This is a genomic window from Myxococcus sp. CA056, from assembly GCF_013336715.1.
Taxonomy (GTDB): Bacteria; Myxococcota; Myxococcia; order Myxococcales; family Myxococcaceae; genus Myxococcus; species Myxococcus llanfairpwllgwyngyllgogerychwyrndrobwllllantysiliogogogochensis.
Genome location: NZ_JABUMT010000001.1, coordinates 882037 through 906582, shown reverse-complemented (window position 1 = coordinate 906582; position 24546 = coordinate 882037). Strand labels below are relative to the sequence as shown.

Here is a 24546-nt window from a genome sequence, read left to right as displayed (position 1 = left end):
TTACTCGCTGAGGGCGCGGCCCTTGGGCGACGACTCGCCTCCGGACGTGCTGGCCACGCGCACCGTCTTGGCGTTGAGGAACTCGTGGATGCCCAGGTCGGCCAGCTCGCGCCCGTGGCCGGAGTTCTTCACGCCGCCGAAGGGCAGCCGTGCGTCCGAGACGACCATCTCGTTGACGAACACCATGCCCGCCTCGACGCCGTCGATGAACTGGCGCTGCTCCGCCGCGTCCTTCGTCCACACGCTGGCGCCCAGGCCGAAGGGCGTCGCGTTCGCCAGCTCGATGGCGTGTTTCACGTCGCGCGCTCGCAGCAGCGTGGCCACCGGGCCGAACAGCTCGTCATGGAAGGCGGGCGCGTTGGGGGGCGGGTCCGCGAGCACGGTGGGCGGGTAGAAGTTCCCCGGACGCTCCAGCGGCTTGCCGCCGAGCAGCAGGCGCGCCCCGGCCTTCACGCTCTGCTCCACCTGCGCGTGCAGGCCCTTGAGGATGCCCTCCGTCGCCAGGGGACCCACGTCTGTCTTCGGGTCCGTGGGGTCGCCCACGGTGACGCGCTTCATGCGCTCCACGAAGCGGCGCTCGAACTCGGCGGCGATGGGCTCGGCGATGATGAAGCGCTTGGCGGCGATGCAGGACTGGCCGTTGTTGATGAGGCGCGCGGACACCGCGGTCTCCACGGCCTTGTCCAGGTCCGCGCTGGGCATGACGACGAACGGGTCGCTGCCGCCCAGCTCCAGCACCACCTTCTTGAGGGACCTGCCCGCGGACGCCCCCACCGAGCGGCCCGCGGCCTCGCTGCCGGTGAGCGTCACGGCTCGCACGCGCGGGTCCTCGATGACGCGATTCACGTCCGCCGTCTCGATGAGCAGTGTCTGGAAGGAGCCGGCCGGGAAGCCCGCCTGCAGGAAGACCTCCTCCAGCGCGAGCGCGCATTGGGGGACGTTGTGCGCGTGCTTGAGCAGGCCCACGTTGCCCGCCATCAGCGCGGGGGCGGCGAAGCGCACCACCTGCCAGAAGGGGAAGTTCCACGGCATGATGGCCAGCACCGGGCCCAGCGGCTGGTAGCGGACGAAGGCGGTGTCGCCGCCCACTTCGATGGGCCGGTCCTTGAGCAGCCCCTCCGCCTTGGCCACGTAGTAGCGGCAGGCGGTGGCGCACTTGCGAGCCTCGGCCTTCGCGGCCTCCAGCGGCTTGCCCATCTCCTCCGTCATGATGCGGCCGAAGCGCTCCGCCTCCGCGTCCAGCAACTCCGCGGCGCGGCGCATCCATCGGGCGCGCTCGGCGAAGGACGTCTGGCGATAGTCGCGGAACGTGTCCGCGGACAGCTGGAGCTTCAACTCCAGCTCGGCCGGGGTGAGGGCGTTGAACGTGCGCAGCGTCTTGCCCGTCGTCGGGTCGATGGTGGCGATGGCCATGGGAAGCTCCTTCCGGGGGCCCTGTGATAGCAGCCGGATGCGTCCGGACAATGCCTCGCTGGAGGGAGCGTCAGGCCCCGCACGCGCCCGCCTCCCACATTCCTGATATGCGACAGAGTCGCTCCGCTCCCGCCATGCCCCAGCTCCTGGTCCTCCCCGACGGCCGCCGTCTCCCGCTGGACAAGCCCGTCGTCTCCGTGGGCTCTGATGCCACCTGCGACGCCGTGCTCAGCGCGCCCGGCGTGAAGCCGAGCCACGCGCTGCTGTTCCGCGACGCGCGAGGTTGGAGCGTGTCCCCGGCGGGCAAGGGCTGCGACATCAAGGTCCGAGGCAAGCGCGTGGACCTGGCGCCGCTGGAACCCGGGGACCGCTTCCGCGTGGGCACGGTGGAGCTGGAACTCGTCGACGCGGTGGAGCCCGTCGCACGCGACGCGGTGGAGGTGGCACCTCGGCGGGACGGCCGGCTGGTGGCGGTGCTGGCGGAGCTGTCCTCGCGGCTGCTCGTGCAGCGCCCTCCTCTGGAGCTGCTGGAGGTGGCGATGCGGGGGCTCGCCGACGTGGTGGGCGCGGACGTGGGCTTCCTCGTCACCGCGGACTCTCGCGAGGGGCCCCGGCGCGTGCTGTGCGCCACGGGCACCAGCCCCGATGCGGCGGTGGTGGACAGCCTGGTGGACCGGGTGCTGACGTCGGGCGCGCCGGTGCGGGTGGCGGACGTGGAAGCGGACGCGGCGCTGGCGAGGGCGCCGAGCCTGGAGGCCCTGCGGCTGGGCTCCGCGCTGGTGGTGCCGCTGCGCGTGGAGTCGGTGCCGCTGTCGGTGGTGTACCTGGGGCGACGACTCGGTGCGCCGGCCTTCTCGTCGGTGGAGCTGGAGGAGGCCATGGCGCTCTGCTCGCTGACGGCGCTGCTCCTGTCGACCCGGCGCGAATTGACGGAGCTGCGCGCGCAAGTGGACGGCCTCACCCGTCGCATCGAAGCCGCGACGTTCGAAGGGCTCATCGGCGAGTCCCCGGCGATGCGCGCGCTGTACCGTCAGGTGGAGCGACTGGGGCCCACCCCGCTCAACGTCCTCATCGAAGGCGAGACGGGGACAGGCAAGGAGCTGGTGGCGCGGGCGCTCCATCGGCGCAGCGGGCGGCGCGGACGGCTGGTGGCCATCAACTGCGCGGCGCTGCCGGAGAGCCTCATCGAGCGCGAGCTGTTCGGCCATGCGCGTGGCGCCTTCACCGGCGCGGGCTCGGAGCGGGCGGGACTGGTGGAGGCGGCCGACGGAGGCACCCTCTTCCTGGATGAGATTGGGGACATGCCGCTGTCGCTCCAGACGCGCCTCTTGCGCGTGGTGCAGGAGCGCGAGGTGACGAGGTTGGGTGAGCACCAGCCGCGCAAGGTGGACGTGCGCGTGGTGTCGGCGACGCACGTGGCGCTGGAGGAGGCGGTGCGACGCGGTGGCTTCCGCGCGGACCTGCGCTTCCGGCTGGAGGAAGTGCGAGTGGATGTGCCGCCGCTGCGAGAGCGCGGTGACGACGTGTTGCTCATCGCCCACCACGTGCTGACGCAGGAGTCGCGCAAGGCGCGAGGCTTCACGCAGAAGGCCACGGAGGCGCTGCGTGGCCATCCCTTTCCCGGCAACGTGCGGGAGCTGGCGTCCCGGGTGCGTCGCGCGGCGGTGCTGGCGACGGACGAACTGCTGAGGCCCGAGGACCTGGAGCTGGGCGGTGACGCCACGCCGATGGTTCCCCTGGAGGATGCGCGGGAGGCGTTCGTCCAGCGCTACGTGCGCGAGGCGATTGCCCGCTGTGGCGGCAGCAAGAAGGACGCGGCGGCGGCGCTGGGCATCGGCCTGCGCTCGCTGTTCCGCTACCTGGGCGAGGGGGACTGACAGGCCGCCTCCTCGGGAGGCCCTGTCCGCGTGCCAGTCCTGGCACGTTTCCCCCGGCGCCGGGTCCTCCGAGGGCCGGGGCCGTCATGCAACCCCGTGGAATCGGGGCGATTCGGTGTCTCGCGAGGCCGCGGCACGCCCGTTGCGATGGGGGTCGTCATCGCACGCTGGCGGAGGGCCGCCACGGTGCAACCGAACCTCGGGGAGACGAACATGAAGCATTTCGTGATGGGGCTGTTCCTGGCGCTGGCGGTCGTGGGCTGTGGCAGCACGAAGGACGATGACGGCGGGGGGCCCGACGAGAACCCCAGCGAGCAGAGCGGCGCGCTGTGCAGCGCGAGCAAGGCCTGTCCCTCCGGGCAGTTCTGCTTCAACGGCCTGTGTGCGCTTGGCTGTCAGTCGAACGCCAACTGCGCGGCGGACCAGTACTGCGACGCCGAGGACACGGGCACCCTGGCCTCCTACTGCAAGAGCAAGAACGTGCCGACGTGCACCTCCAACAGCCAGTGCCTGAGCAACCAGGTCTGCATCGAGGGCCTGTGCAGTCTGGCGCCTCCGGCCAACCCGCCTTCGTGCAACCCGGAGACGAGCGACTTCAAGGACGGCTGCGACAACTACTCCGTCTGTCTGGACCCGGATGACGACGGCTCGCGGCAGCCGTACTGCGCCAGCTTCGCGCCGTGCGCCGAGGACGGTGCGTGCCCCACGGGCCTGGGCGGCGCGGTGTGCAACGACGGCTACCTGGCCAACAAGGGCCGCTTCTGCATGCAGGGGATTTGCCGTGACAACTCGAACTGCCCCTCGTCGTGGAGCTGCGTGAAGCCCTTCACGGGCGCGGTCCTCGGTTTCTGCAGCCCGGGTGCCTTCGGCTTCCCGTGCTCGGAGAACGCGCACTGCAAGAGCGGCCAGTGCTTCTCCGCGCCGGGCGTCCTCGGCACCTGCATGTAGTGAGCGGAAGTGGCCCTGTGTTCCCGCGTCGGGGGGCACGGGGCCCTTCGGTGTGGGGGGCTGCGCTTCGAGCCTCCCTCCGCGTAGAGTCGACCGGGCCTTGGTGATGCGCCGCCTCCTCCTGCTCTTATTGCTGCCCGCGCTCGTGTTGCTCGTCGCGCCGGGCTGTCCGCTCGACATCCGCATCCGCTGCGACGAGTCCCAGGGTTGTTCCCAGGGACAGGTCTGTGTGCGGGGTGGCTGTGAACCCGTGGACTCGGAGCGGGTGGGGGAGGCCTGTGGCGCGGATTCGGAGTGTGGCGCGGGGCTGACCTGCGGCCTGGGCTTTCCGGGCGGGTATTGCCTGCGGGAGTGCTCCGAGGCGCGGGACTGTCCGCGAGGCACCGTGTGCGCGACGGAGCTGGGGCAGTGCCTGCGGGCCTGTGGCGAGGACTGTGCTCGTCCGGGGTACGGCTGTGGCGCGGTGCCCCAGGTGGTCGAGCCACTGACTGCTTGTGTGCCGGTGACGACGTCCGGGGACGGAGGCTGCACGGGCACGGGGTGTGGGACGCCGGATGGAGGCTGCACGGGCACGGGGTGTGGGACGCCGGACGCGGGGTGTTCGAGCACGGTGGCGGTGGGCGGTGCGTGCTCGCGGGCGTGTGAGTGCGCGGATTCGGCCGCGGCCTGCGAGGACTCGAAGTGCACCCTGACGTGTGCGTCGGACTTCACGTGTCGGGCTGGGCGACGGTGCGCGAACGAGGAGTGTGTCGTGGGGCCTCGACTGGGGGAGGCGTGCGTGGACTCGCTCGAATGTCCCACCTTCGCGGGGTGTCCCAGGGAGCGGCTGCGGTGCGAGGAGAAGTGCAACCCGAATGCGGGTGGCGGCCTCTGCGAGCCGGGCTACCAGTGCGCTCCAGACGGGCTGTGCGTGCAGGCGTGCTCGGGCGCGCCGACGTCGGTGGGGGAGGTCTGCGAGAACTCGATGGACTGCTCGCCGTGTAGCGTGTGCCTGTCGTCGGGGGCGGCCTTGCGGTGTCGGCAGCCTTGCCGGCTGGACCGGGATTGTCCTGGGGGCGCGGTGGGGGCCTGCGAGCAGGCGGGGGACACGAAGGCCTGTCGGCTGTCGCTGTAATCCCCGAGTTGCTCGCGGGGGCCCGCTCCCCGAGAATGCCCGGGTGATGACGGGTGAGGTGCTTGCGGGCCGCTACCGACTCGATCGGGAGTTGGGGCGTGGGGGAATGGCCACGGTCTTCCTGGCCACGGACCTGCGGCTGTCGCGCCCGGTGGCATTGAAGCGGATGCATCCGGGAGGCGGCACGGGTCGCGCGGAGCGCTTCCGCAGGGAAGCGGAGCTTGCGGCTTCCCTCCACCATCCCAACGTCCTGGAGGTCCACGACTACGGCGAGGATGGCGCCCATGGTCCGTTCCTCGTCTGCGAGTGGGTGCGGGGCGAGGACCTGCGCGCGCTGGCGGGGAGGCTTTCGCCGGTGCCGCCCGAGGCGGTGATGGTGCTGGGCTGGGAGCTCGCCCGGGCGCTGGCGGCGGCGCACGCGCACGGCATCGTCCACCGCGACGTGAAGCCGGACAACGTGCTGGTGGCGGAGGGAGGGCCGCTGAAGCTGGCGGACTTCGGCCTCGCCGCGCTGGAGGACCAGGAGCGACTCACGAGTACCGGCGCGGTGACGGGCTCGCTGCCGTACATGGCGCCCGAGCGCATCGACACGGGCGCGTACTCGCCCGCCTCGGATGTGTATGCGGTGGGTGTCATCCTGTTCGAGCTGTGCTCGGGCACGACGCCGCACGCGGGCAAGGGCGCGGCGCACCTGGCCGCGTCGGTGATGACGAAGGAGGCGCCGTCGTTGACGGAGGTGGTGCCGGGAACGCCCGAGCCGCTGGCGTCACTGGTGGCACGGTGTCTGGCGAAGGACGTGCGGGACAGGCCTCGTGACGGGGCTGTGCTGGCGTCGGAGTTGGAGGAGTTGCTCCAGCGAAGGGTGGGACCTCCCGCGGATGTGGCTCGGGAGTTCTTCGGGAATCCGGTGGCAGGTGTCACGAAGTGGCGCCGGGCGCGCTTCGAGCGGTTGCTGGGGGAAGGGCGCGGACTGCTGGCGCGCGGCGAGGGTGCGCGGGCCGCGAAGGTGCTCAACGCCGCGCTGGTGCTGGAGCCGACTTCCGCCGAGGTGGTGGCGTTGCTGCGCGAGCGGCCGAGGCGCTCCGGGTGGAGGACTGGTGCCGTGGGCGTGGGGCTCGTGCTCTGCGCGACGGTGGGGTGGGGTGGATGGACGCTCGCTCGACGGAGCGGGGTTGAGCCCTCCGGTGTGGAGGTGGCGGGCGTCACCGTGCCTGGCGAGCGCGCGAAGTCCGCGCCTCGGGCCGATGAGGACCCCATCGCGACGGGGGCGCCACAGGGAGTCGACGGTGAGACGCCGTCGCGTGGAGCGGAGTCTCCGTCAGGGCAGGTGGCTCCAGAGCAGCGGCCCGTTGATGGCTCCTCCACTTCCGCCGCCGCGCTGCCTGGCGCTCCCACCGGTGATGAGGTGCCTGCGCCGAACTCAGACCTCCAGATACGGGAGGCCTGGCGAGCACGGGGTCGTTCGGGGGAAGTGGCTTCCGCGAAGCCCGTGCCGACGAGACGTTCGACGAGAGGGGAATCCGTTGATGCCTCCCAGTCCCCAGTGCCGACGAAGGGCTCGGACATGGGAACCCCCGGCTCTGATGCCTCTTCGTCCCCGGTGCCGACGACAACAGGTCCTGGCGTGGGAACCTCCGTCCCCGCGCGTCCCGCGGTGCTGAAGGTGACGGCGCGCCCGTGGGCGGAGGTGTTCGTGAACGGCGAGAGTCGGGGCTACACGCCTCGCGTGCGTGAGCTCTCGCTGCCAGCGGGGACCTACCAGTTGCGCTTCGTCAACTCCCTGTGTGACGAGGTCAACGTGGAGGTGACGCTCGCTCCCGGGGAGACGGTGACGCGTGACGTGGTGTTGTCATTGCGCAAGGCGGAGGTGTTCATCCTCGCTCCCGAGGGTGCGCGACTCTTCGTGGACGGCCGGGAGGTGGGCGTCGCGCCTCTCTCGGGTCCAGTGCCGGTCGAGCATGGGCGACACACGGTGACGGCGCGCCGCGCGGGTGCGCTGCCCTTGCAGCGAGAGGTGGACGTGGTCGCGGGTCGTCGTCTCGAAGTGGCGCTGGACGTGACGCAGTGATGAGCGCGGCCCTGGTGATGATGGTGCTCGCGGCGTCTCCGCTCGACGGCGCGCGCGGTGCCTACCAGTCCGGCGAGCTACCGCGGGCCCGTGCCGAGCTGGAGTCCCTGCTCTATCCGCTGCGGCTCGATGGGGACGTGCTGGAGGCGGAGGCGCACCTGCTGCTCGCGGCCACCTTCCACGCGCAAGAAGAGCTCGCCCGCGCGGAGGATGAGGTGGTGCGAGGGTTGGCCGTGCACGGTGACTCGGTGCTGGACCCGTTGCTGTATCCGCCGGACTTCCTTGCGTTCGTGGAGCACGCGCGTGCCCAGCACCAGACGCGCATCGCGGAGCTGAGCGCGGAGCGGCGTCCTCGGCTGCTCCCGCCGCCGACACCCATCGTCGAGGCCGTGCAACGGGTCGAGGTGCCTGCCTCGCCGACGCTGACTCGCGCCTGGTATCTGGCGCCCTTTGGTGTGGGGCACTTCAAGCACGGGCGCTCGGGGATGGGGGCGGCGCTGGCGGTGACGCAGGGGTTGGGGCTCGTGGTGGCGGGAGTCTCGCTGGGGACCTCGCTCTCGATGCGGGGGGCGGACGGACGCTACAGCGCGAGTGACGCGGGGACGGCGCGGACGCTCAACGTGACGTACCTGGTGGGGGCCTATGCCTTCGCGGCGGCGTATGCGTATGGTGTCCTGGATGGGATGGTGTTGACGCCGGCCCCGTCTGCTCGCCCGGTGCCCTGAGGGACGGGCGGGATTTTCGTTTCGGGGAGCCCGCTTTTAAGAGCGGAGGACTGGAGGCCAACATGACCACCGACATCATCCGCGAGCGCCGCTTCAACCCCCTGATTGCCGGGGTGTTGTCGTTCTTCATCCCGGGCCTGGGCCAGCTCTATAAGGGCCAGTTGTTCCGGGCCATCCTGTGGTTCTGCTTCGTCGGCGCGGGGTACTGGTTCTTCTTGTTCCCCGGAATCGTGCTGCACTTCTTCTGCGTGTTCGGCGCGGCCCTGGGCAGCGCGGGGCAGGACCGGCTCCGGCTGGGCAGGTAGAAGACCCCAAGAAGCTACACCTGCGAGAACTTCACGCCGGTAGCCTTCGCTCGCTCCAAAGCCATCTTGATGCCCTCGGAGACGATGAGCGCGATGTCCCATCCTTCCGTGCGGAAGACCTTGGCATCTCCCACTTTTCCGAGGTCGATGCGCATGTCATCGACGGCGTAGTACTGGCCTACCTTCTCGGGGAGTCCATCCTCTGGCTTCCAATGCTGCACCTTGGACGCTGCGTCATCGATGCAGCGGATGAGCTTCGTGGCCACGAGGATGAGGTACTGGTCCGGGTGCCCCTTGATGTCCACGGGGATGAACTGCACGTCATCGGGGGCCAGTTCCTTGAAAATCTCAGCCACCCTGACGTGGACCACAGGCGTCACGCCCGCGCCCGCCGTGGAGAAGTCCAGCGCCTTGCCTGGCTCGTCGATGGGTACTTTCAGAGGGCCTTTGAGCTGGACGGGCCGCCCCGCCCTGAAGACCCAGGGGTCCTCCACTTCCTGGCCGCGTTCGTCTTCGGGGTCCCCCAGGTACCAGCTCCCGGCCTGAACGTTCTCGGCAAGGTCGAAGAATCGAGTGGGCATGGTGTGGTTCTACCGCTGCTGGCGCTCGGTCAGGAGCTTGTTGATGTCCGTCCCTTTCGTGACAGCTTCCCTGGCCAGTCGTTGAAGCGCCTTCGTCAGGAGATTGCGGCACTCATCCACCGAGCGACAGCGTGCGGTCGCACTGTCCAGCCGCCTGAAGACCAGTTCGTGATACTTCTGCGGATGGGGCCCCTGGTGGCCCTCGACCGGCACGATGTTCTCGGGGTCTTTCAACTCCATCCCGGCCTTCTTGAAGATTCTCTTGAACCGTGGCGTCCAGGGCCCGCCGCGCGCGATGGAGACGCTGTTCTTGTCGGTGGCGAGGTGGTGGTCCCTGGTTCGACCGCCGCGCATGCCCCGGGCCGTCATGGCGACCGCATTGGGCGCAAGTGCGACGGTGAATCCCTCGGCCGCCATCGCCACCGACTTCACGCTTCCGACGGCCACGTATTGGTAGCCCGCCTGCGTCTCCAATGCGACTGCAGCCTGTGCCGAGCCCGGCAGTCGCGAGGCTTTGGCTGCCAGGCCCGCCGTATTGCCAATGGCGGCGGTGGCCAGCATGACGAAGATGCGGGCCGAGTTCTCTCCGAGGACTTCGCCATACGCCTCGCCGGCTTCGCTGAGCTGCTCGAAGGTGGTGGCCCGGTCTACCTCGCGCACGAGAGCCACCCATCCATCCAGCAGGGTCCACACGGTGTCCACGCCCAGGTAGGCGATGGCCGTGGCGGTCAGCAGTGCGGCAAGGCCCTTGCTCACCGGCTCGGGCAGCGACCAAAGGAGCAGGTACATGCTGACGGAGGCACTCACCGTCGCCAGCAGCGCCTGCGGGTCCGCCATGTCTCTCAGGGCCTCTGCTGTCTCCTCCCAGACGGAGTCCATGGCGATGGCCATGGCCAGTGAGTACTTGCCGTCACTGGCCAGCAGCGGGCCTTCGGCCAGCAGGCGCAGGCAGTCGCCGGGCTGTGACTTGCGCTCGCACCAGCGTCCATAGGCGTGTGTCAGTTCGTCATCCGCGTAGGACTCCAGGAGATGCGGGCCGTCTGGGTCCTTCTCTCTGTCCTGGGGAATGAGCCGGGGGCCGCGAGGCTGGTACAGGTACACGCCGCCTCTTTCGGGGACTCCAAAGAGTTGGCGGGCCTCTCGCAGGGGGTTGGCGAAGGGCCGCACGTCCTGGGCGAGCGCCACCACGGTCTCCTCGAATTCATCGTCGTCCAGTTCCACGGGCTCGACGCCGTCTTCAACGAACGGTGTGTGGACAAGAGAATGTCCGTCCCCCGTGTCCAGGCGCACGACCCGGCTTGTTGAACAGCCTGTCACGGCAAGTGCCAGCACCAGCCAGATCACCCCGCGCGCGCTCATCCAAGTCCTCCGGTTCCGAGGTCGGTCCCACGAGACCAGGCAAGGAATATCAGACGAGCCAGACACTACGTAGCGCGGGGCAGGACCGGCTCCGGCTGGGCAGGTAGCAGTTCCCCCATGTCGTGACGGAACGATGACCCGACGAGGGACGTCCGCCCGCCAACGGGTCTTCGTGCCCGTGTACCCATGAGGCTGTCCCTTCCTGCAAGGAGCAGTCGCGCATGGGCATGTCCATCGGTGGTGGCCGGGGTGGAGTGAAGAGTGACATCAACGTCACGCCCCTGGTCGACGTGGTGCTCGTCCTCCTCATCATCTTCATGGTGGTGACGCCCATGATGACGCGAGGCAAGGACGTGGTGCTTCCGCAGGCGGAGCACATCGAGAAAGAGGACGGGCCCGACCCGTTGGTCCTCTCGGTGACGCCGGACCGGAAGCTGTTCGTGGAGTCCGATGCCTATCCGGACGAGCGTGTCTTCCAGGCGAAGCTCAAGGCCGTGTTGCGGCAGGAACCTGGGCGGCGCCTGTTGCTCAAGGCGGACCAGTCGCTCACGTACGGGGACGTGAAGAAGGTGATGCAACTGGCGAAGGGCTCCGGAGCGGAGCGGGTGTCGCTCGCGGTGGTGAAGCCCGAGGGAGAGGCGAGCTCCGGTATGCCGTTTCCGTTGGAGCCCTGATGCGTGTCCGAGGGTTCCGGTGATGGGGCCGGAGCCCACGAGACGACAGTCCGTAAGTCACGCGGGCCTCCGTGCGTGAGCCCAGGCATAGTGCCACGGATATGTGGCGTGGCCTGTGGGCGAGGATGTCCCAGCAGAACGTGGCGGTGACGCGGCTCTTCGGGATGCTGCTGTTGCTGGGTGTGTGCTGCCTGGGGTTCATCGCGTTGTCGGACGAGGTGTCGGAGGGGGAGACGCAGGACTTCGACGAGCGGGTGTTGCGTGCGCTGCGAAGTCCGGAGGACCCGCTGGTGCCGAGGGGGCCGTGGTGGTTGCGGCTCACGGCGGAGGACGTGACGTCACTGGGGGGCGCGCCGGTGTTGTTCCTGGTGACGCTGGCCGTGTGCGGCTTCCTGGTGTTGGTGCGGCGTTATCGGACGTTGCTGCTGGTGCTCGTGGCGACGGTGGGCGGGACGCTGCTGAACGGGGCGCTGAAGCAGTTCTTCTCCCGGCCGCGACCCTCGGTGGTGCCGCACCTGAAGCAGGTGATGACCACGAGCTTCCCGAGCGGACACGCGATGTTGTCGGCCATCGTGTACCTCACGCTGGGAGCGCTGCTGGCGCAGCTCGCGGAGAGCAGGCGCGTGAAGGCATACATCCTCATGGTGGCGCTGCTGCTCCCGCTGCTGGTGGGGCTGACACGGGTGTACTTGGGGGTGCACTACCCCACGGACGTGCTGGGCGGCTGGGTGGCGGGGCTCGCGTGGGCGCTGCTGACGGCGCTCGTGGCGCGCGGACTGCGCCGCCGCAGCCCGGCCTTGCGTGAAGAGACGCGGCGCGAGGTGGAATGACAGGTAATTGAGTCCTCGAAGGGCGCAGATGTTGTAGTGGTGGACGCATGGGTCGCATGTCGCTGGTATCGCTCGGGCTGATTCTGTTGTCGGGGTGCGCGCTGTTTCGCTCAAGCCCGCGACCCGCGAAGGTCACGCCTGAGGAAGCTGCGCACTACTCGTTCCCCGTCGTCCTGCCCACGGAAGGGCAACACGTACTCCCTGGTCCCATCGCGGCGGCCATCGCCTTCGCCATGGAGGACTTTCTTCCCCTGGGAACCAAGCCTCCGCGCGATGCAACCCCCACCGAGCTCTGCGCCTTGCGCCGTGAGTCCTACGACGTGACCGCTGTTCCTGGTCCTGAGAATGTCGTCTTCGTCAGCTTCGCGGTTCGCGCGGATGCATGTCGCGACCTACAAGGCCCCAGCCTCTCGGACACGCCCATCGTCTACGCCGTGGATGTCGGCCGGTGGCTCATCCTCTCCGTGCAGAAGTAGGCCAACGGCTCGTCCAGCGGGGCTGCTCGGCCTCCAGGAGACCGAGAGGGCGTCGGTCCCAGCGTCGGGCATGAACGCGCGCCACCTCGGGCCTCACGAAAAAGCCCCCACGAGGCGCCCTCTGGGCGAAAGTCACGGCCCCGTGCGCTGTCTCTTCCGTCCCTCCCCACCGCGACCGTTCCCCTCTTCCGCGAGGTTCGCGGCATGAGCGTCTGGAGCTGGCTGGGTCGGTGGTTCCCCTCGCTGCGCAGCGAGCACGTCCCCATCTTCTACGAAGAGGACTACCGACTCCCCCTCACCGGCATCGAGTCCACCGTCGGCGTCGAACCTCGCGGCGTGGACTTCACCACCTGGTACCTGCTGGAGAAGCACGTCGTCCGCCCCTCGGACGTCTACCGGCCCAGGCCCGTGAGCTACGCGGAGATGTCCCGCGTCCACGACGCGACCTACCTGGAGTCACTCAGCCTCCCGGAGACCCTCGCTCGCATCTACGCCGTCGACCCGTCCGAAGTGCCCGTGGACACCCTCCTGTCCAACGTGCGTCTCGTCTGTGGCGGCACCCTCGGCGCCGCGCGCCTCGCCTTCGGCCGCCGTGGCCCCGTCGTCAACATGTCCGGCGGCTTCCACCACGCCGCCCCCAGTCGCGGCGGAGGCTTCTGCGCCGTCAACGACATCGCCATCGCGCTCGCCTCCCTCAACGCGGATGGCTACGAAGGGCAGACTGTCGTCCTCGACCTCGACGCCCATCCTCCCGACGGCACGGCCGAATGTCTGGCCGGACATCCGAAGGTCTGGATTGGCTCGCTGTCCGGCAGCGACTGGGGCTCGCTGCCCGAAGGCGTCGACGAGACGCGCGTGCCCGAGGGCATCACCGACGACGGCTACCTCGCGCTGCTCGAGGCCACGCTGTCGCGCATGCCCAAGCCCGACCTCGCCTTCGTCATCGCCGGCTGCGACGTGCTCGCGGGTGATCGCTTCGGACGCGTGGGCCTCACCGTGCAAGGCGCGCGACGACGAGACCAGCTCCTGGCGCGCGCGCTGCGCGGCGTGCCGAGCGTCTGGCTCCCCGGCGGCGGCTACCATGCCGAGTCATGGAAGGTCTTCGCCGGCACCGTGCTCGTGTTGTCCGGCATGGGCGGCCGCCGCATCAAGGCGCGCTATGACCCGCTGAGCGCCCGCTATCAGCGCATCTCCCGGTTGCTCTCGCAGGAAGGCGAGCCGCTCGATGAGCCGCTCACGCTGGAGGACCTGGAGGGCTCGCTCGGCCTGGGCGGCACGTTGCAGCCCCGCGTGCTCGGCTACTACACCGCGCAGTCCCTGGAGTACGCCCTCTTCCGCTATGGCCTGCTGTGGCAGGTGGAGCGCCTGGGCTACAGCCGGCCGCGTGTCGAGGTGGGCTCCACCGGCGTCGGAGACCGCATCAAGGTCCTGGGCCGCGCGGGCGGACAGGAGCACCTGCTCGTCGACGCCGTCGTGGAGCGGCGCACCATCGCGGGCGAGCCCTTCTTCTTCGTCAACTGGCTGAGCCTGCGCCATCCCCGCGCGCGCTTCAGCGAGCGTCGCCCCCAGCTCCCAGGCCAGGACGTCCCCGGCCTCGGCCTCGCGCGCGAGGCCACCGAGATGTTCGTGCTGATGGCCAAACGACTCGGCCTCGCCGGCGTGGCCTCACGGCCCATGTGGTACCACCTCGCCGTGGTCGCCCGGGCCCGCTTCCGCTTCGTGGATCCCGCGCGTCAGGGCCGCTTCGAGGCGATGATGAGAGACTTGGCCCACCTGCCCCTGCTCGAAGCCACTCGCGCCGTGGCCGAAGGCCGCGTGTCGCTCAACGGCGAGCCCTACCGATGGGAGCCGGATGACGTCGTCCTGCGCCTGGAGCCCGTCCCCGTCGACACCGACGTCATCGCCGCCGAGCGCGAGCGCTGCCACTTCACCGTGGAGTCCCGGCACGGTTGAGCCCCCGCCTGCTCGCCCACCCCGAACCCCCGGGGCTCATGGTAGGCAGGGGGCGTGGACCTGGACGCGCTCCGCCGTGAGCAGCACAAGCTCCGGCTCTCGTGGATGCCGTGGCTCTATTTCTCCCTCAAGCCGCGCCACCGCGAGTGGGCGGACGCGTGGCAGCGTGAGGTGCAGGAGCGCCTGCGTGAGCTGGAGACCGTCGAAATCGCCGAGGGCTGCTTCATCGCCCCGGAGGCGCGCATCTTCGCCGAGCCCGGCCGCGCGGTCGCCATCGGCCCCGGGTGCAGCATCGCCGCGGATGCCTTCGTCCACGGCCCCGTCGTCCTCGGGCCCCGGGTGAGCCTCAACGCCCGCGTGAGCCTGGACGGCGGCGCCGGCGGCATCCGCATCGGCGAGGGCACCCGCATCGCCACCGGCGCCACCCTCTATGCCTTCGACCACGGCCTCGCCCCGGACCGCCCCGTGCGAGACCAGCCCGTCACCTCCCAGGGCATCACCCTGGGCGCGGATGTGTGGATAGGTGCCAACGCGGGCGTGACGGATGGCGTCACGGTGGGGGACCACGCCGTGGTGGCCATGGGCGCCGTCGTCACTCGCGACGTGCCTGCCTGGGCCGTCGTCGGTGGGGTGCCCGCCCGTGTGCTCGGGGACCGTCGCCAGCGCCACCGCTCGGGGGCTCCGGGCGGGTGGGAACCGGGCGACCAGGAGTGAACCTTCTCCGCCTTCATTGACTTCCCGACATTCGCCGGCTCTATGCTGGAGAAGACGTCGCCACCGGGAGGGGCACAGGGTGTTGGACAGGCTTCTGGCAGCCATGTGCGCTGCCTGGACGCTGGACCCCCGCCGAGGGCGCAGGAGGCCGAAGTGGCAGACGAGCGGCGGGACGTGGGGCGTGTCGAGGCCCCGGTACCGGTTCCCGAGGCGAGCGCGGGTGGCCATTCCTCCCGAGCACCCTCGTCATCCCCAGACAGCGGGGCCGCGATGGCGCGGCGTCTCCAGGTGCTGGAGGGGCTGCTCAGCGAGGTGGTGTTCCAGCTCGACGCCCACGGCCGCGTCGCCTACCTGGGCCCCGGCTGGGAGAAGCTGACCGGGACGCTCGGCGCGGTGTTCCAGGGACACCCGCTGCTGGAGGCCGTACACCCCCCGGACCGCGAGGCGGCGAGGACCCTGCTGGAGGCCGTGGCCACGCAGCGACTCCCGGACGCGCGCCAGGAGCTGCGCCTGTCCGTGGGCGATGACGCGCGGTGGGTGGTGCTGGCCGCCCGGAGCGTGCCGGGCCTGCCTGGCGAGGTGGTGGGCACGCTGCTGGACATCGACTCCCGCCGTCGGGCCGAGGAGGCCGTCGCCACGCGCGAGCGCTACCTGGAGACGATGGTGGAGGTGCAGCGGCGGATGATGCCGCACCAGCTCCCCGTGGACCTGTACGCCTCCGTGGTGGAGCCGCTGGGCCGCGTGTCCGCCGCCAGCCGCGTCTACGTCTTCGAGATGCACCGCAGCGCGGAAGGCGCGCCGCTCGCCTCGCAGCGCGCGGAGTGGTGCGAGCCGGGGATTCCTCCCAACCTGGAGGACCCGAACATGCACGGCCTGCCGCTCCTGGAGGCGTTGCTGCCCGAGCAGGCCTCCGCGCTGATTCGCGGCGAGCCGGTGCAGGGCCTGCCCTGGAGCTTCACGCCCGTGTTGAGGCCGATGCTGGAGGCGCAGGGCGTGCGCTCGGTGCTGCTCCTGCCGCTGCACGTGCATGGGCAGCTCTTCGGCGTCATCGGCTTCGACAACTGTCGCGAGGCGCGGCCCTGGGGGCCCATCGAGGTCAACCTCCTGTCGGGCGCGGCGGGCACGCTGTCGCTCGCGCTGGAGCAGCGCACGGACAAGGCGCTGCGCGTGCGCACGGAGACGACGCTGCGGCGCACCGAGGCCGGCGTCCATCTGCTCATCGAAGCCTTCCCGGACCCCGTCATGGTGCACGTGGGGGACGGCGTGCTGCTGTCGGTGAACCCGGCGCTGGTGCAGTACCTGGGTTACCGGGACGCGTCGGAGCTGGTGGGCCGGCACGTATTGGAGCTGGTGCGCGAGGAGGACCGGAGCGCGGCGCAGCTCTACCTGGGCCAGGCGCTGGAGGGAAAGCGGGCGGCGCGCGCGGTGGAGGTGCCGCTGGTGCGCCGCGACGGCGAGACGGTGGTGGCGGACCTGGTGACACTGGCCGTCGTCTTCGACGGGGCCCCCGCGTGGGTGACGATGGCGCGCGACTTCACGGAGCGAAAGCGCTCCCAGGCGCAGCTCATCCTCGCCGACCGCATGGCCTCCATGGGCCTGCTCGCCGCCGGCATCGCGCACGAGCTGAACAACCCGCTGGCCTACGTGCTCTCCAACCTGGACTTCCTGCACGCCACGGTGGGCCCGCGGGCGCGTCCGCTGACGCCCGATGACCTGGTGGAGTGCCGCCAGGTGCTGGACGACGCGCGCGAGGGCGCCGAGCGGATGCGGCAGATTGTCCGCCAGCTGCGCGTCTTCTCCCGCGTGGAGGACAACCGCGAGGAGCCGGTGGACGTGCACCGGGTACTGGACTCGGTGGCGCAGATGGCGGCCAGCGAGGTGCGTCCCCGGGCGCGGCTGGTGAAGAGCTACGGCGTGGTGCCTCCGGTGCGTGGCAACGAGGGCAAGCTGTTCCAGGTGTTCCTCAACCTGGTCATCAACGCCGCGCACGCGATTGAAGAAGGCCAGTCGGAGACGAACGAGATTCGCATCACCACGCGGCCGGAAGACGGCGAGCGCGTCCTGGTGGAGGTGCGCGACACAGGGGGCGGCATCCCTCCGGAGCACCTGCGCCGCATCTTCGACCCGTTCTTCACCACCAAGTCCGCGGGCCTGGGCACGGGCCTGGGCCTGTCCATCTGCGACACCATCGTCACCGCGCTGGGCGGCCACATCTCCGTGGAGTCGTCCGTGGGCGTGGGCACCACCTTCCGCGTGGCCCTGCACGCCTCGTCCCCGCTGGACACCGTCGCCCGTCACGGCCTGTGAGCCCGGGCGGCGACTGACTCCACCTCGCGCGCGTGACTGGCCCGCGAGGTGGAGCGTCTTATTTCAGCGCGTCAGCTACAGATGCCCAGGGGCTGTGAGCCCTCGACTCCCAGCAGCGTCCGTTTGTGGGTGATGCCGGCCCACTGGGCAATCGTCACCCACCAGGTCTTCTTGAAGAAGAGGATGCGGACGCGGGCGAAGGCCTTCAGGGTCCCCGAGAGCGTGTTCAGGTCCAGGTCCGTCTTCAGCTTCCAGTCGAGCGTGCAGACGGGCCAGAACACCTCGCCCGAGGCGGGCAGGGTGGCGTTGATGAGCGCCAGGCTGCCCTCCACGCCGAAGGCGACGATGATGACGTCCACCGACGCGGACGCGGCGACGTTGGACCAGCCGCCCGGTATCGCCGACAGCCGCGCCACCGTGGGGCCGATGAGCCCCTGCACCGCCAGCTTCACGCCGCCGGAGAGCGACGCCTTCACGGTGATGGGCACCGGCCCCACCATGAACGTCTTGGAGGCGGAGAAGAACGTCCGGCTCCAGTTGATGGGAGGCGGGGAGTACGTGGCGTAGAGGCTGGTGGACCAGACCTCCTGGCCCAGCACGTAGAGCGCCGCCGTGCCGCTGTTGTCGCCGCCGTTCTGCCCCACCACCTGGGCGCGCCCGCGCACCACGTCGTGCTCCGAGGAGAACACTGCGGCGAAGAGCCTGCCGTCCGCCACCGCCACGACTTTCTTGTCCGCGTTGATGGTCGCCGTCTCGGCCGTGAGCAGCGCGTTGAGGTGGTAGCCCGCGCCGAAGAGGCTGTTGCCGAACTTCTCCGTGCGCACATAGGACTTGTTGAACGTCTGCGACGGGTTGGTCCACGGCATGATTTCCGTCGGCGGAGGGACCTGGTGCTGGAACGCCTCCGGGATGACCGCCTGCTGGACGTCGATGTTGTGCGTGAAATCCGACGCGTCGTACTGGAGCTGGCCTCCCGTCCGGTTCGTCTCGTCCTGGAGGATGGCGTACTCCTGGGTCGTCGTGTAGCTGGCACCCGGGACGAACGGCGCGACCTGCGACTCCCACGCCACCTTGTTGTTGAGCGTGTAGCCCGGGGCGTAGACGGCGAAGGGATACTTCGAGGGCTGGACGACGTAGGGGTTCGGGTCGACGTAGCTCTGCGCGGCGCCGAGTCCTGGAACCACGGCCAGCATCATCGCGACGAAGCGCGACAGTGCCCTGTTCATGTGGGCCTCCGGGGGATGGGTGGAAGGCCGATTATTTACTCCGGGTGAAGTCGTTGGATGTGATTGATTCGTGAAAACACGGTGCGAGCCGGGTCGGTATGTCTGACTTTCCACGGTCCGCCGCGTCAACTTCAGGGCGCTGACTGAGAGGGAACAGGCGTGGTGGGGGTTTCCACGTACGTGGTGGCCATGCGACGGATGTCGGGATTGCGCTCATGCTGGCTCGCCCAGCGCAGCAGGGCCAGGGCGCCGGGTGTGTTGCCCCGGTGCTGGCCCAGAAGCTGGATGATATCGGAGCGCACGCCGTCGGACATGTCCTCGCGCAGCGCCTGTCCCAGCACGGGCAGCAGCAGGGGCTCCAGGGGACGGAAGCCGCAGGCGAAGACCGCGCCCCGGCGCACCTCCGAGACAGGGTCGTTCACCAGACGCTCCAGCAGCAGGCGGTCCGCCTCCGGGCCGGGAATCCCCCGCAGCGCCACCATGGCCGCCTCGCGGACCTTCACGGAGTCGGAGCGCAGCGCGTCCGCGATGGACTCGAGCGCGCCCGGAGCCCGCGTGTTGCCGAGCGAGCGCAGCAGCAAGGCCCGCTGCTCCGCGTTCGTCGCGGCGCGGTAGTCGTTCTTCAACTCCTGCACCAGCGCCTCCGAGCCGCGCGCGTCGGTGTCGTTCATCTGGAGCGCGGAGTTGCCCAGGGCCAGCGTCGCCGTGCCCCGCAGCCTCGGGTCCTCGCTCCGCGACAGCTGGCGCAGCGTGTCCACGCCTTCGCGGATGGGGTTGTCCGCCATGCCCAGCGCGGAGACCGCGTCCATGCGCACGTCCGTCGTCAGCGCGGTGTCGACGGTGGCCGACGCCAGGGCGCGCAGGGACTCGGGCGTGCTCGCCGCGGAGAGCGCGCCCAACATGGCGCTCGCGGCCAATGGGGACAGGTCCTTCGAGCGCAGCAGGGCGGGGATTCGCGCGGCCTCCTCGGGGTGGAGCAGCAGCAGGGCGCGCAGTTGCTCCAGGGCCCGCGTCCGCGCGTCGTCGCGGGCCTTCTCGTCGGTGGGCAGCGCGAGCAGGTCCGCGAGGATGTCCTCGAAGCGACGCGAGCCGAGCACCTGTCGATGATGGGCGAGCGGGTCCGTCGCCTGCCCCTGGAAGGTGGCCAGCGCGGCGGTGTTCAAGAAGCCCGCGCGCGCGGCGAAGGCGTCGCGCAGCGAGGGCTCCTGTCGACGCTCCAGCAGGCGCAACGTCAGCTCCGTCGCGTTCGTCACCGTGGGCAGGCCCTCGCCCGGCTCCACCGTGAGCTGCTCGCGCGTCTGGACGCTCTGGAGCCACGCGCCCTCACCCAGCTCGAACGTGGAGCCGCCGCCGACGCTCATGCGCAGTTCGGTGCCCAGCGGCTGGAGTCCCTGCGGCGTGGCCACGGAGGTATAGGCCCGCTTGCGCTTGTCGAAGCGGCTCGTCCCCTGGCGCTGGTACTCCGCGACGTACTGGCCGGAGGTGTCCTGCTCTTCGGTTCGCCACGTCGTCCCTGGGACGCCGTTCACCACGAACTGGGAGGACGCCAACACCGAGCGCAGCAGCCCGCGCGCCAGCTCGTCCACGCCCTGCTCGAAGTGCGTCAGCGACACCGCGCCCGTCCTGTCCAGCGTCGCGAAGAAGGGCAGCGACAGCGCCGCCACCATCGCCTGCCGCGTCTCGGGCGACAGCGCCCCTTGGCCCTCCACCTCCAGCCCGAAGCTCGCCGGTCTCAGGTGGAGGCGGACGAGGACGGTGTCTCCCTCGGCGGAGACGATGCCCACGTCCCACTCACCCTGGAGGGCGAAGCGCATGCCCTGCGCCGTGGCTGTGGCCGGGGTCTTCTGTTGGCCAAAGGACACTGTCAGCCCCAGGCTCAACGCGTGACGGTGGAGCGTGCCCGGCACCCAGGCGCGCCTTCCGGCCTCGTCGCGCGCGTCCGGGATGGCCTCGGCGGGTGGTGGGCTCGTGGAAGCCCGCACCATCGGCGCCGCGTTTCCCACCGGGGCGGAAGATGCTTCCCCCGCTTGCTTCCACCACACGGCGCCCAGCCCCAACAGGAGCAGGAACGCCGCCAACCCGACAACGTGCAGCCGCTTGCGGCGCATGGAGTCTCCCGAGGACGCTTCCTTGACAGGGGTGTGTGTCCCAAACCACGCTTGTCATTGAATGACTGGGAACGCCAGCGTTCCGAGAATATAGCGAAACCCCTTATCGTGGGGCTGACATGCTGAATCGACTCCGCTTTCGTCATCTCATACCCGGAGTGTGCGAGGCTCGACGTGCTTCGCATCCGGGGCCGTGGCGCTGGCTGGTGGGGTTCTCGCTGGCGTTGCTCGCGGCCTGTGGCGCTCGGGAAGACCTCCCACCGCCTGGCGCGCTCGGCACGCAAGGCCAGGCCGTCCGCACGTGCCCTGTCGCCCAGGTCTCCTCGCTGTCCGACTCCTGCATGGGCTCCTGCCATCTGGGGTGCGGTGACGGCTTCTGTCAGGCGGGCGCGGAGACGGAGGCCACCTGTCCGGGCGACTGCTGGTGCGGTGACGGAATCTGCACCGCGGAGACGGTGAACACCTGCCCCGTGGACTGTGGGTGTCCCGGTGGGCTCACCGCGGCCTGTCCATCGTCGGACCCTTCATGTTCTCGCGCCCTTGGGGACCCCTTCGCGGTTCCCCTCCTCCAGCCCTAGGACGCACCATGTTCCGCTTCCACCACCTCCTGCTGGGCTGCTGCGCGGGGCTGGCGTGTACGTCCTCCACCATCTCCCCGCGAGTCCTCTCGGACGCCCAATGGCTCGGCTTCCCGGAGGCCCGCGTGACGCTGTCGGCGGGAGGCTCCAAGGCGAGAGGGCTGCACGTCGCGGACGTGGACGGCGACGGCGTGAAGGACCTGGTCCTCGTGGCCTCGCAGGAGGAGCAGGTCTGCATCCACCAGGGTGTGGGGAGGGGAGGCTTCGCGGCGCCCCGGTGCCTCGCCGCGGGGACCACGCCCATGGACGTGGCCGTCAGCGACGTGAATGGTGACGGCCGCCAGGACCTGCTCATCGTCGGCCACTTCTCCAACGCCCTCACGGTGCGCCTGGGTGCGGCGGATGGCGCGTTCCTGGCGGGAATCCCCTACTCGCTGGGCAATCACTCGCAGCAGGTGCGGGTGGCGGACCTGGATGGGGACGGGCACCTCGACGCGATAACGAAGAACGCGGGCTCGGCGGGCTTCTGGAACATCACCTCCCTCAAGGGCCGGGGCGACGGCTCCTTCGGTGAGGCCGTGCCGCATTCAGTCACCGGACTGCCTCGGGATTTGGTGGTCGCGGACGTGAACGACGACGCGCTGCCCGACGTCCTGGTGCTCAACACCAACAGTTTCACCGTGGACATCCTGCTCGCCAGGAAGGACGAGAAGCTGACCGCCGTCCCTCCGCTCAAGCTCAGCGGGTCCGCGGATGACGAGCCCTTCCGGCTCGCTCCCGTGGAGGTGAATGGCGACGGCAAGCTGGACCTCGTCATCACCCACGGCCTGTCGGACAGTGGCTACCTCTCCCTGCACCTGGGCGACGGCAAGGGCGGCTTCACCTCCACCCAATCCATCCTCGCCAACGAGCCAGGAGAGGTGGTGGTCGCGGACTTCAACCAGGACGGGCGCAGCGACATCGCCCACGCCGGGATGTCCGGAGGCGTCTACCTGCTGCTCGGAGCGGCGGACGGCCAGTTGGGGGCTCCGATGCGCGTGGCGTCCAGTGTGACGCCCACGTCCCTGGTCGCCGAGGACCTGGACGCGGATGGCTTCCCCGACCTGGCGTGGACGACGCCGGACTCCGTGGAGGTCCTCCTGGGCTCCACGACTCGTGATGAGCCCTAGCCGCGCACGGCTCGGCAGCGACGTCGGTTTTTCGCGGCACCTTGAGATGCACCCCTCGTGGAGGTTGGCATGAAGCAGCTCTGGCTCGTCGTTGGTCTGGTCTTCGTCGGCTTCGCGAGCCCCTCCTGGGCGCAGCTCAGTGGCCGGTGCGGTGGGGATGACAACCTCACGCCGCAGCAAGTCCCGGGGCGCAACGCGTGGGCGCGCAAGTGCGGCTACATCTCCGCCGCGAAGGAGGCCATCCTCAACGCGGACAGCGAGTACCAGGTCTTCGCCAACGGCTGTTTCCAGTACCCGTGCTCCACGAACAGCTGTCAGTTCTTCGTGCCCGTCTCCGCCAGCGCGCCCTGTGTGGCGGGGCTCGTCATGCTCGGCTCGTGCGTGGCGGCGAGCACCGTGCCGCTCCCGCGAGGCTCCGTGCTGGCGTATCTGGACGACTCCGAGCCCGCGTGGCCGACGTGGCTCCAGCGCGCCCCGCGTGACACGGCGGGCCCTACATGAGCGCGGCGGCCCCTGGCCGCTTCGTCCAGCGTCTCGCGGTGGTCCTGGCCTGCCTGACGTGGGTGGCCTGCAATCCCGTGGACCCCGAGGACTCGCGCGAAGCGCTCGGTGAGTCCTCCCAGGCGCTCCCTATCTGCCAGTGCCCGTTGCAGTACCTCCGGCCGGGCGAGGTGGTGGATCCGCTGCAGCCCCAGTGCCCCTATTACGAGTGCGAGAACTCCTGCGGCGACGGGTACTGCGGCCCGCTCGAGGACTCGTGGAGCTGCTCCTGGGACTGCGGCGCGCCCACCGTGTGCGGAAACGGCACGTGTGACTTCGGCGAGAGCGAGGGGACGTGTCCCGCCGACTGCTACTGCGGAGACGGCTGGTGCAATGGCGAGTCGGTCTACTCGTGCCCGGTCGACTGCGGCTGCCCCAATCCCTGCGGCAACGGGACGTGCGGCGCGGGCGAGTCCACGGCCACCTGTCCCGGAGATTGCGGCTCGGCGTGTGGAGACGGCGCCTGCAATGGGACGGAGAGCGTGTACAGCTGCGCCGCGGACTGCGGTTACTGCGGTGACGGCTACTGCGCCGGCTCGGAGACGCGCTACTCGTGCAGCCAGGACTGCGGCTACTCCTACCCGTGCCTCCTGCCCGTCGAGCAGTGCCCCCTTCAGCCGCTCACCCCCGACGCGCCCCGCTGAGGGGAGGCTGGGACTCCGGCGATTCACACAGCCGGAGTCCCAACCCGAGGGCTCAACGCGCGGGCCTACAGGCCGCTGACGTCCACGTCGTCACGCAGGGACAGGCGGTAGTCGTCCTGGGCCCACTCGTTCTGGAAGCGCACGGAGCCGGTGAGGAAGCCCTCCGCGTTCATCACGTTCTCGAGCTTCACCTGGCTCTCCGGCCGGACGTTCCAGACCTGGCCCTTGAAGTTGAAGACGGTGACGCGGCTCAGGTGCAGCTTCACGCCGTCGGCGCCCAGCAGCGTGTCGCCGGCCTGCAGCGTGCGGGCCTTCACCATCGTCCCGTCCTCCAGGACCATCGGGTGCTCCGCCGTCACTTCCAGGCGGCGACCCTCCTGGGTCTCCAGGGTGAAGATGTCCTCCTGCGTGTCGCCCGCGACGAAGCTGCGGATGGTCTGCTCGCCATAGCGCAGGAAGCCCGCCTCCGAGTCAGGGCTCAGGGCCGTCACGGTGGTGAGGCCGGACGCGTACGCCTCCGGCACCGGCAGCATCCGCCCACCGAAGGCGACCTTCTGGCTGGGCGTGGTGCAGCCGGCGACGCAGGTGCCCAGCTTGTTCAGGCCGGTGATGCACTCCGCGGACTCGACGGCGGGGACGAAGAACGTACAGGACGAGCCCGCGGGCACGGCCGGGTACGCGAAGCAGCCGTTGGTGAAGACCTGGTACTCGTTCTCCGTGTTCAGGTACGCCTCGCGCGTGGCGGTGATGAGGCCGCACCTGCGGGCCCAGGCGTTGCGGCCCCGCGCGAGGTCAATCGTGGTGAGCTGGTCATCCTGGAAGCAGCGCGTGGACAGCTGCGCCAGGGCGGTGCTCGAAAGACAGACAGAGAAGACTGCGACGGCGATGAAGACATTCTTCATGGGTTCTCCTTGAGGTGATTGGGAATGGACTGCGC

22 protein-coding genes are annotated in these 24546 nt (G+C 69.9%); 16 read left to right on the top strand and 6 right to left on the bottom strand.

Annotated features, from left to right (window positions below; all coding sequences use genetic code 11):
- A complete protein-coding gene (locus tag HUA76_RS03675) occupies window positions 1–1413 on the bottom strand; it encodes an NAD-dependent succinate-semialdehyde dehydrogenase (RefSeq protein ID WP_174460013.1) in 1413 nt (470 codons plus the stop codon).
- Window positions 1414–1520: 107 nt separating this feature from the next.
- On the opposite strand from HUA76_RS03675, the gene HUA76_RS03670 reads away from it, so the two are divergent.
- The 6 genes from HUA76_RS03670 (at window position 1521) to HUA76_RS03645 (ending at window position 8450) form a co-directional block, all read left to right on the top strand.
- Window positions 1521–3290 (top strand): sigma 54-interacting transcriptional regulator, encoded by a 1770-nt coding sequence (locus HUA76_RS03670; protein WP_254613974.1) that lies wholly within the window; start codon window positions 1521–1523, stop codon window positions 3288–3290.
- A gap of 213 nt (window positions 3291–3503) precedes the next feature.
- Window positions 3504–4238 carry a Dickkopf N-terminal cysteine-rich domain-containing protein gene (locus HUA76_RS03665; protein ID WP_174460012.1) on the top strand — a complete coding sequence of 245 codons (735 nt, stop codon included), beginning with the start codon at window positions 3504–3506 and terminating at the stop codon, window positions 4236–4238.
- A 106-nt stretch (window positions 4239–4344) separates the two neighbouring features.
- Complete coding sequence (locus tag HUA76_RS45085; protein WP_254613973.1) at window positions 4345–5352, top strand: hypothetical protein; 1008 nt, start codon at window positions 4345–4347, stop codon at window positions 5350–5352.
- A 106-nt stretch (window positions 5353–5458) separates the two neighbouring features.
- Window positions 5459–7420, top strand: coding sequence for a serine/threonine-protein kinase (locus HUA76_RS03655; RefSeq protein ID WP_254613972.1), 1962 nt, complete (start codon window positions 5459–5461; stop codon window positions 7418–7420).
- A complete protein-coding gene (locus HUA76_RS03650; protein ID WP_217439211.1) occupies window positions 7420–8145 on the top strand; it encodes a hypothetical protein in 726 nt (241 codons plus the stop codon). Before HUA76_RS03655 ends, HUA76_RS03650 begins: the two co-directional genes overlap by 1 nt.
- Before the next feature lie 62 nt (window positions 8146–8207).
- Window positions 8208–8450 (top strand): hypothetical protein, encoded by a 243-nt coding sequence (locus tag HUA76_RS03645; protein WP_174460009.1) that lies wholly within the window; start codon window positions 8208–8210, stop codon window positions 8448–8450.
- 14 nt (window positions 8451–8464) lie between these two features.
- On the opposite strand, the gene HUA76_RS03640 is transcribed toward HUA76_RS03645, so the two are convergent.
- Window positions 8465–9031, bottom strand: coding sequence for an imm11 family protein (locus tag HUA76_RS03640; RefSeq protein ID WP_174460008.1), 567 nt, complete (start codon window positions 9029–9031; stop codon window positions 8465–8467).
- A gap of 9 nt (window positions 9032–9040) precedes the next feature.
- On the bottom strand, window positions 9041–10390 hold the full coding sequence (locus HUA76_RS03635; protein ID WP_174460007.1) for an AHH domain-containing protein: 1350 nt from the start codon (window positions 10388–10390) through the stop codon (window positions 9041–9043).
- Window positions 10391–10611: 221 nt separating this feature from the next.
- Between HUA76_RS03635 and HUA76_RS03630 the strand changes: the two genes are divergently transcribed.
- The 6 genes from HUA76_RS03630 to HUA76_RS03605 all read left to right on the top strand — a co-directional run bounded on the left by HUA76_RS03630 (window position 10612) and on the right by HUA76_RS03605 (window position 17344).
- Window positions 10612–11064: a biopolymer transporter ExbD gene (locus HUA76_RS03630; RefSeq protein WP_174460006.1), complete on the top strand. Its 453-nt coding sequence runs from the start codon at window positions 10612–10614 to the stop codon at window positions 11062–11064.
- A 125-nt stretch (window positions 11065–11189) separates the two neighbouring features.
- A complete protein-coding gene (locus tag HUA76_RS03625) occupies window positions 11190–11894 on the top strand; it encodes a phosphatase PAP2 family protein (protein WP_254613971.1) in 705 nt (234 codons plus the stop codon).
- A gap of 47 nt (window positions 11895–11941) precedes the next feature.
- Window positions 11942–12370 (top strand): hypothetical protein, encoded by a 429-nt coding sequence (locus tag HUA76_RS03620; protein ID WP_174460004.1) that lies wholly within the window; start codon window positions 11942–11944, stop codon window positions 12368–12370.
- Window positions 12371–12574: 204 nt separating this feature from the next.
- The gene (locus tag HUA76_RS03615) at window positions 12575–14323 is read left to right on the top strand and encodes a histone deacetylase (protein WP_174460003.1); all 1749 of its coding nucleotides are present in this window, start codon (window positions 12575–12577) and stop codon (window positions 14321–14323) included.
- A 54-nt stretch (window positions 14324–14377) separates the two neighbouring features.
- Window positions 14378–15037 carry an acyltransferase gene (locus tag HUA76_RS03610; protein WP_174460002.1) on the top strand — a complete coding sequence of 220 codons (660 nt, stop codon included), beginning with the start codon at window positions 14378–14380 and terminating at the stop codon, window positions 15035–15037.
- 270 nt (window positions 15038–15307) lie between these two features.
- On the top strand, window positions 15308–17344 hold the full coding sequence (locus HUA76_RS03605) for an ATP-binding protein (protein WP_217439210.1): 2037 nt from the start codon (window positions 15308–15310) through the stop codon (window positions 17342–17344).
- Between the two features lie 71 nt (window positions 17345–17415).
- On the opposite strand, the gene HUA76_RS03600 is transcribed toward HUA76_RS03605, so the two are convergent.
- Together HUA76_RS03600 and HUA76_RS03595 are read right to left on the bottom strand one after the other, a co-directional pair.
- Window positions 17416–18570, bottom strand: coding sequence for a hypothetical protein (locus HUA76_RS03600; RefSeq protein ID WP_174456879.1), 1155 nt, complete (start codon window positions 18568–18570; stop codon window positions 17416–17418).
- A gap of 131 nt (window positions 18571–18701) precedes the next feature.
- Window positions 18702–20678 carry a HEAT repeat domain-containing protein gene (locus tag HUA76_RS03595; protein ID WP_174460000.1) on the bottom strand — a complete coding sequence of 659 codons (1977 nt, stop codon included), beginning with the start codon at window positions 20676–20678 and terminating at the stop codon, window positions 18702–18704.
- Window positions 20679–20797: 119 nt separating this feature from the next.
- On the opposite strand from HUA76_RS03595, the gene HUA76_RS03590 reads away from it, so the two are divergent.
- The 4 genes from HUA76_RS03590 to HUA76_RS03575 all read left to right on the top strand — a co-directional run bounded on the left by HUA76_RS03590 (window position 20798) and on the right by HUA76_RS03575 (window position 23609).
- Window positions 20798–21256 (top strand): hypothetical protein, encoded by a 459-nt coding sequence (locus tag HUA76_RS03590; protein WP_174459999.1) that lies wholly within the window; start codon window positions 20798–20800, stop codon window positions 21254–21256.
- An 8-nt stretch (window positions 21257–21264) separates the two neighbouring features.
- A complete protein-coding gene (locus tag HUA76_RS03585) occupies window positions 21265–22425 on the top strand; it encodes a VCBS repeat-containing protein (protein WP_174459998.1) in 1161 nt (386 codons plus the stop codon).
- Between the two features lie 69 nt (window positions 22426–22494).
- A complete protein-coding gene (locus HUA76_RS03580) occupies window positions 22495–22926 on the top strand; it encodes a hypothetical protein (RefSeq protein ID WP_174459997.1) in 432 nt (143 codons plus the stop codon).
- Window positions 22923–23609 carry a hypothetical protein gene (locus HUA76_RS03575; protein ID WP_174459996.1) on the top strand — a complete coding sequence of 229 codons (687 nt, stop codon included), beginning with the start codon at window positions 22923–22925 and terminating at the stop codon, window positions 23607–23609. Before HUA76_RS03580 ends, HUA76_RS03575 begins: the two co-directional genes overlap by 4 nt.
- Window positions 23610–23674: 65 nt before the next feature.
- Here the strand turns inward: HUA76_RS03575 and HUA76_RS03570 are convergent, their stop codons facing one another.
- The gene (locus HUA76_RS03570) at window positions 23675–24511 is read right to left on the bottom strand and encodes a Hint domain-containing protein (RefSeq protein WP_141643443.1); all 837 of its coding nucleotides are present in this window, start codon (window positions 24509–24511) and stop codon (window positions 23675–23677) included.
- Window positions 24512–24546: the final 35 nt, after the last annotated feature.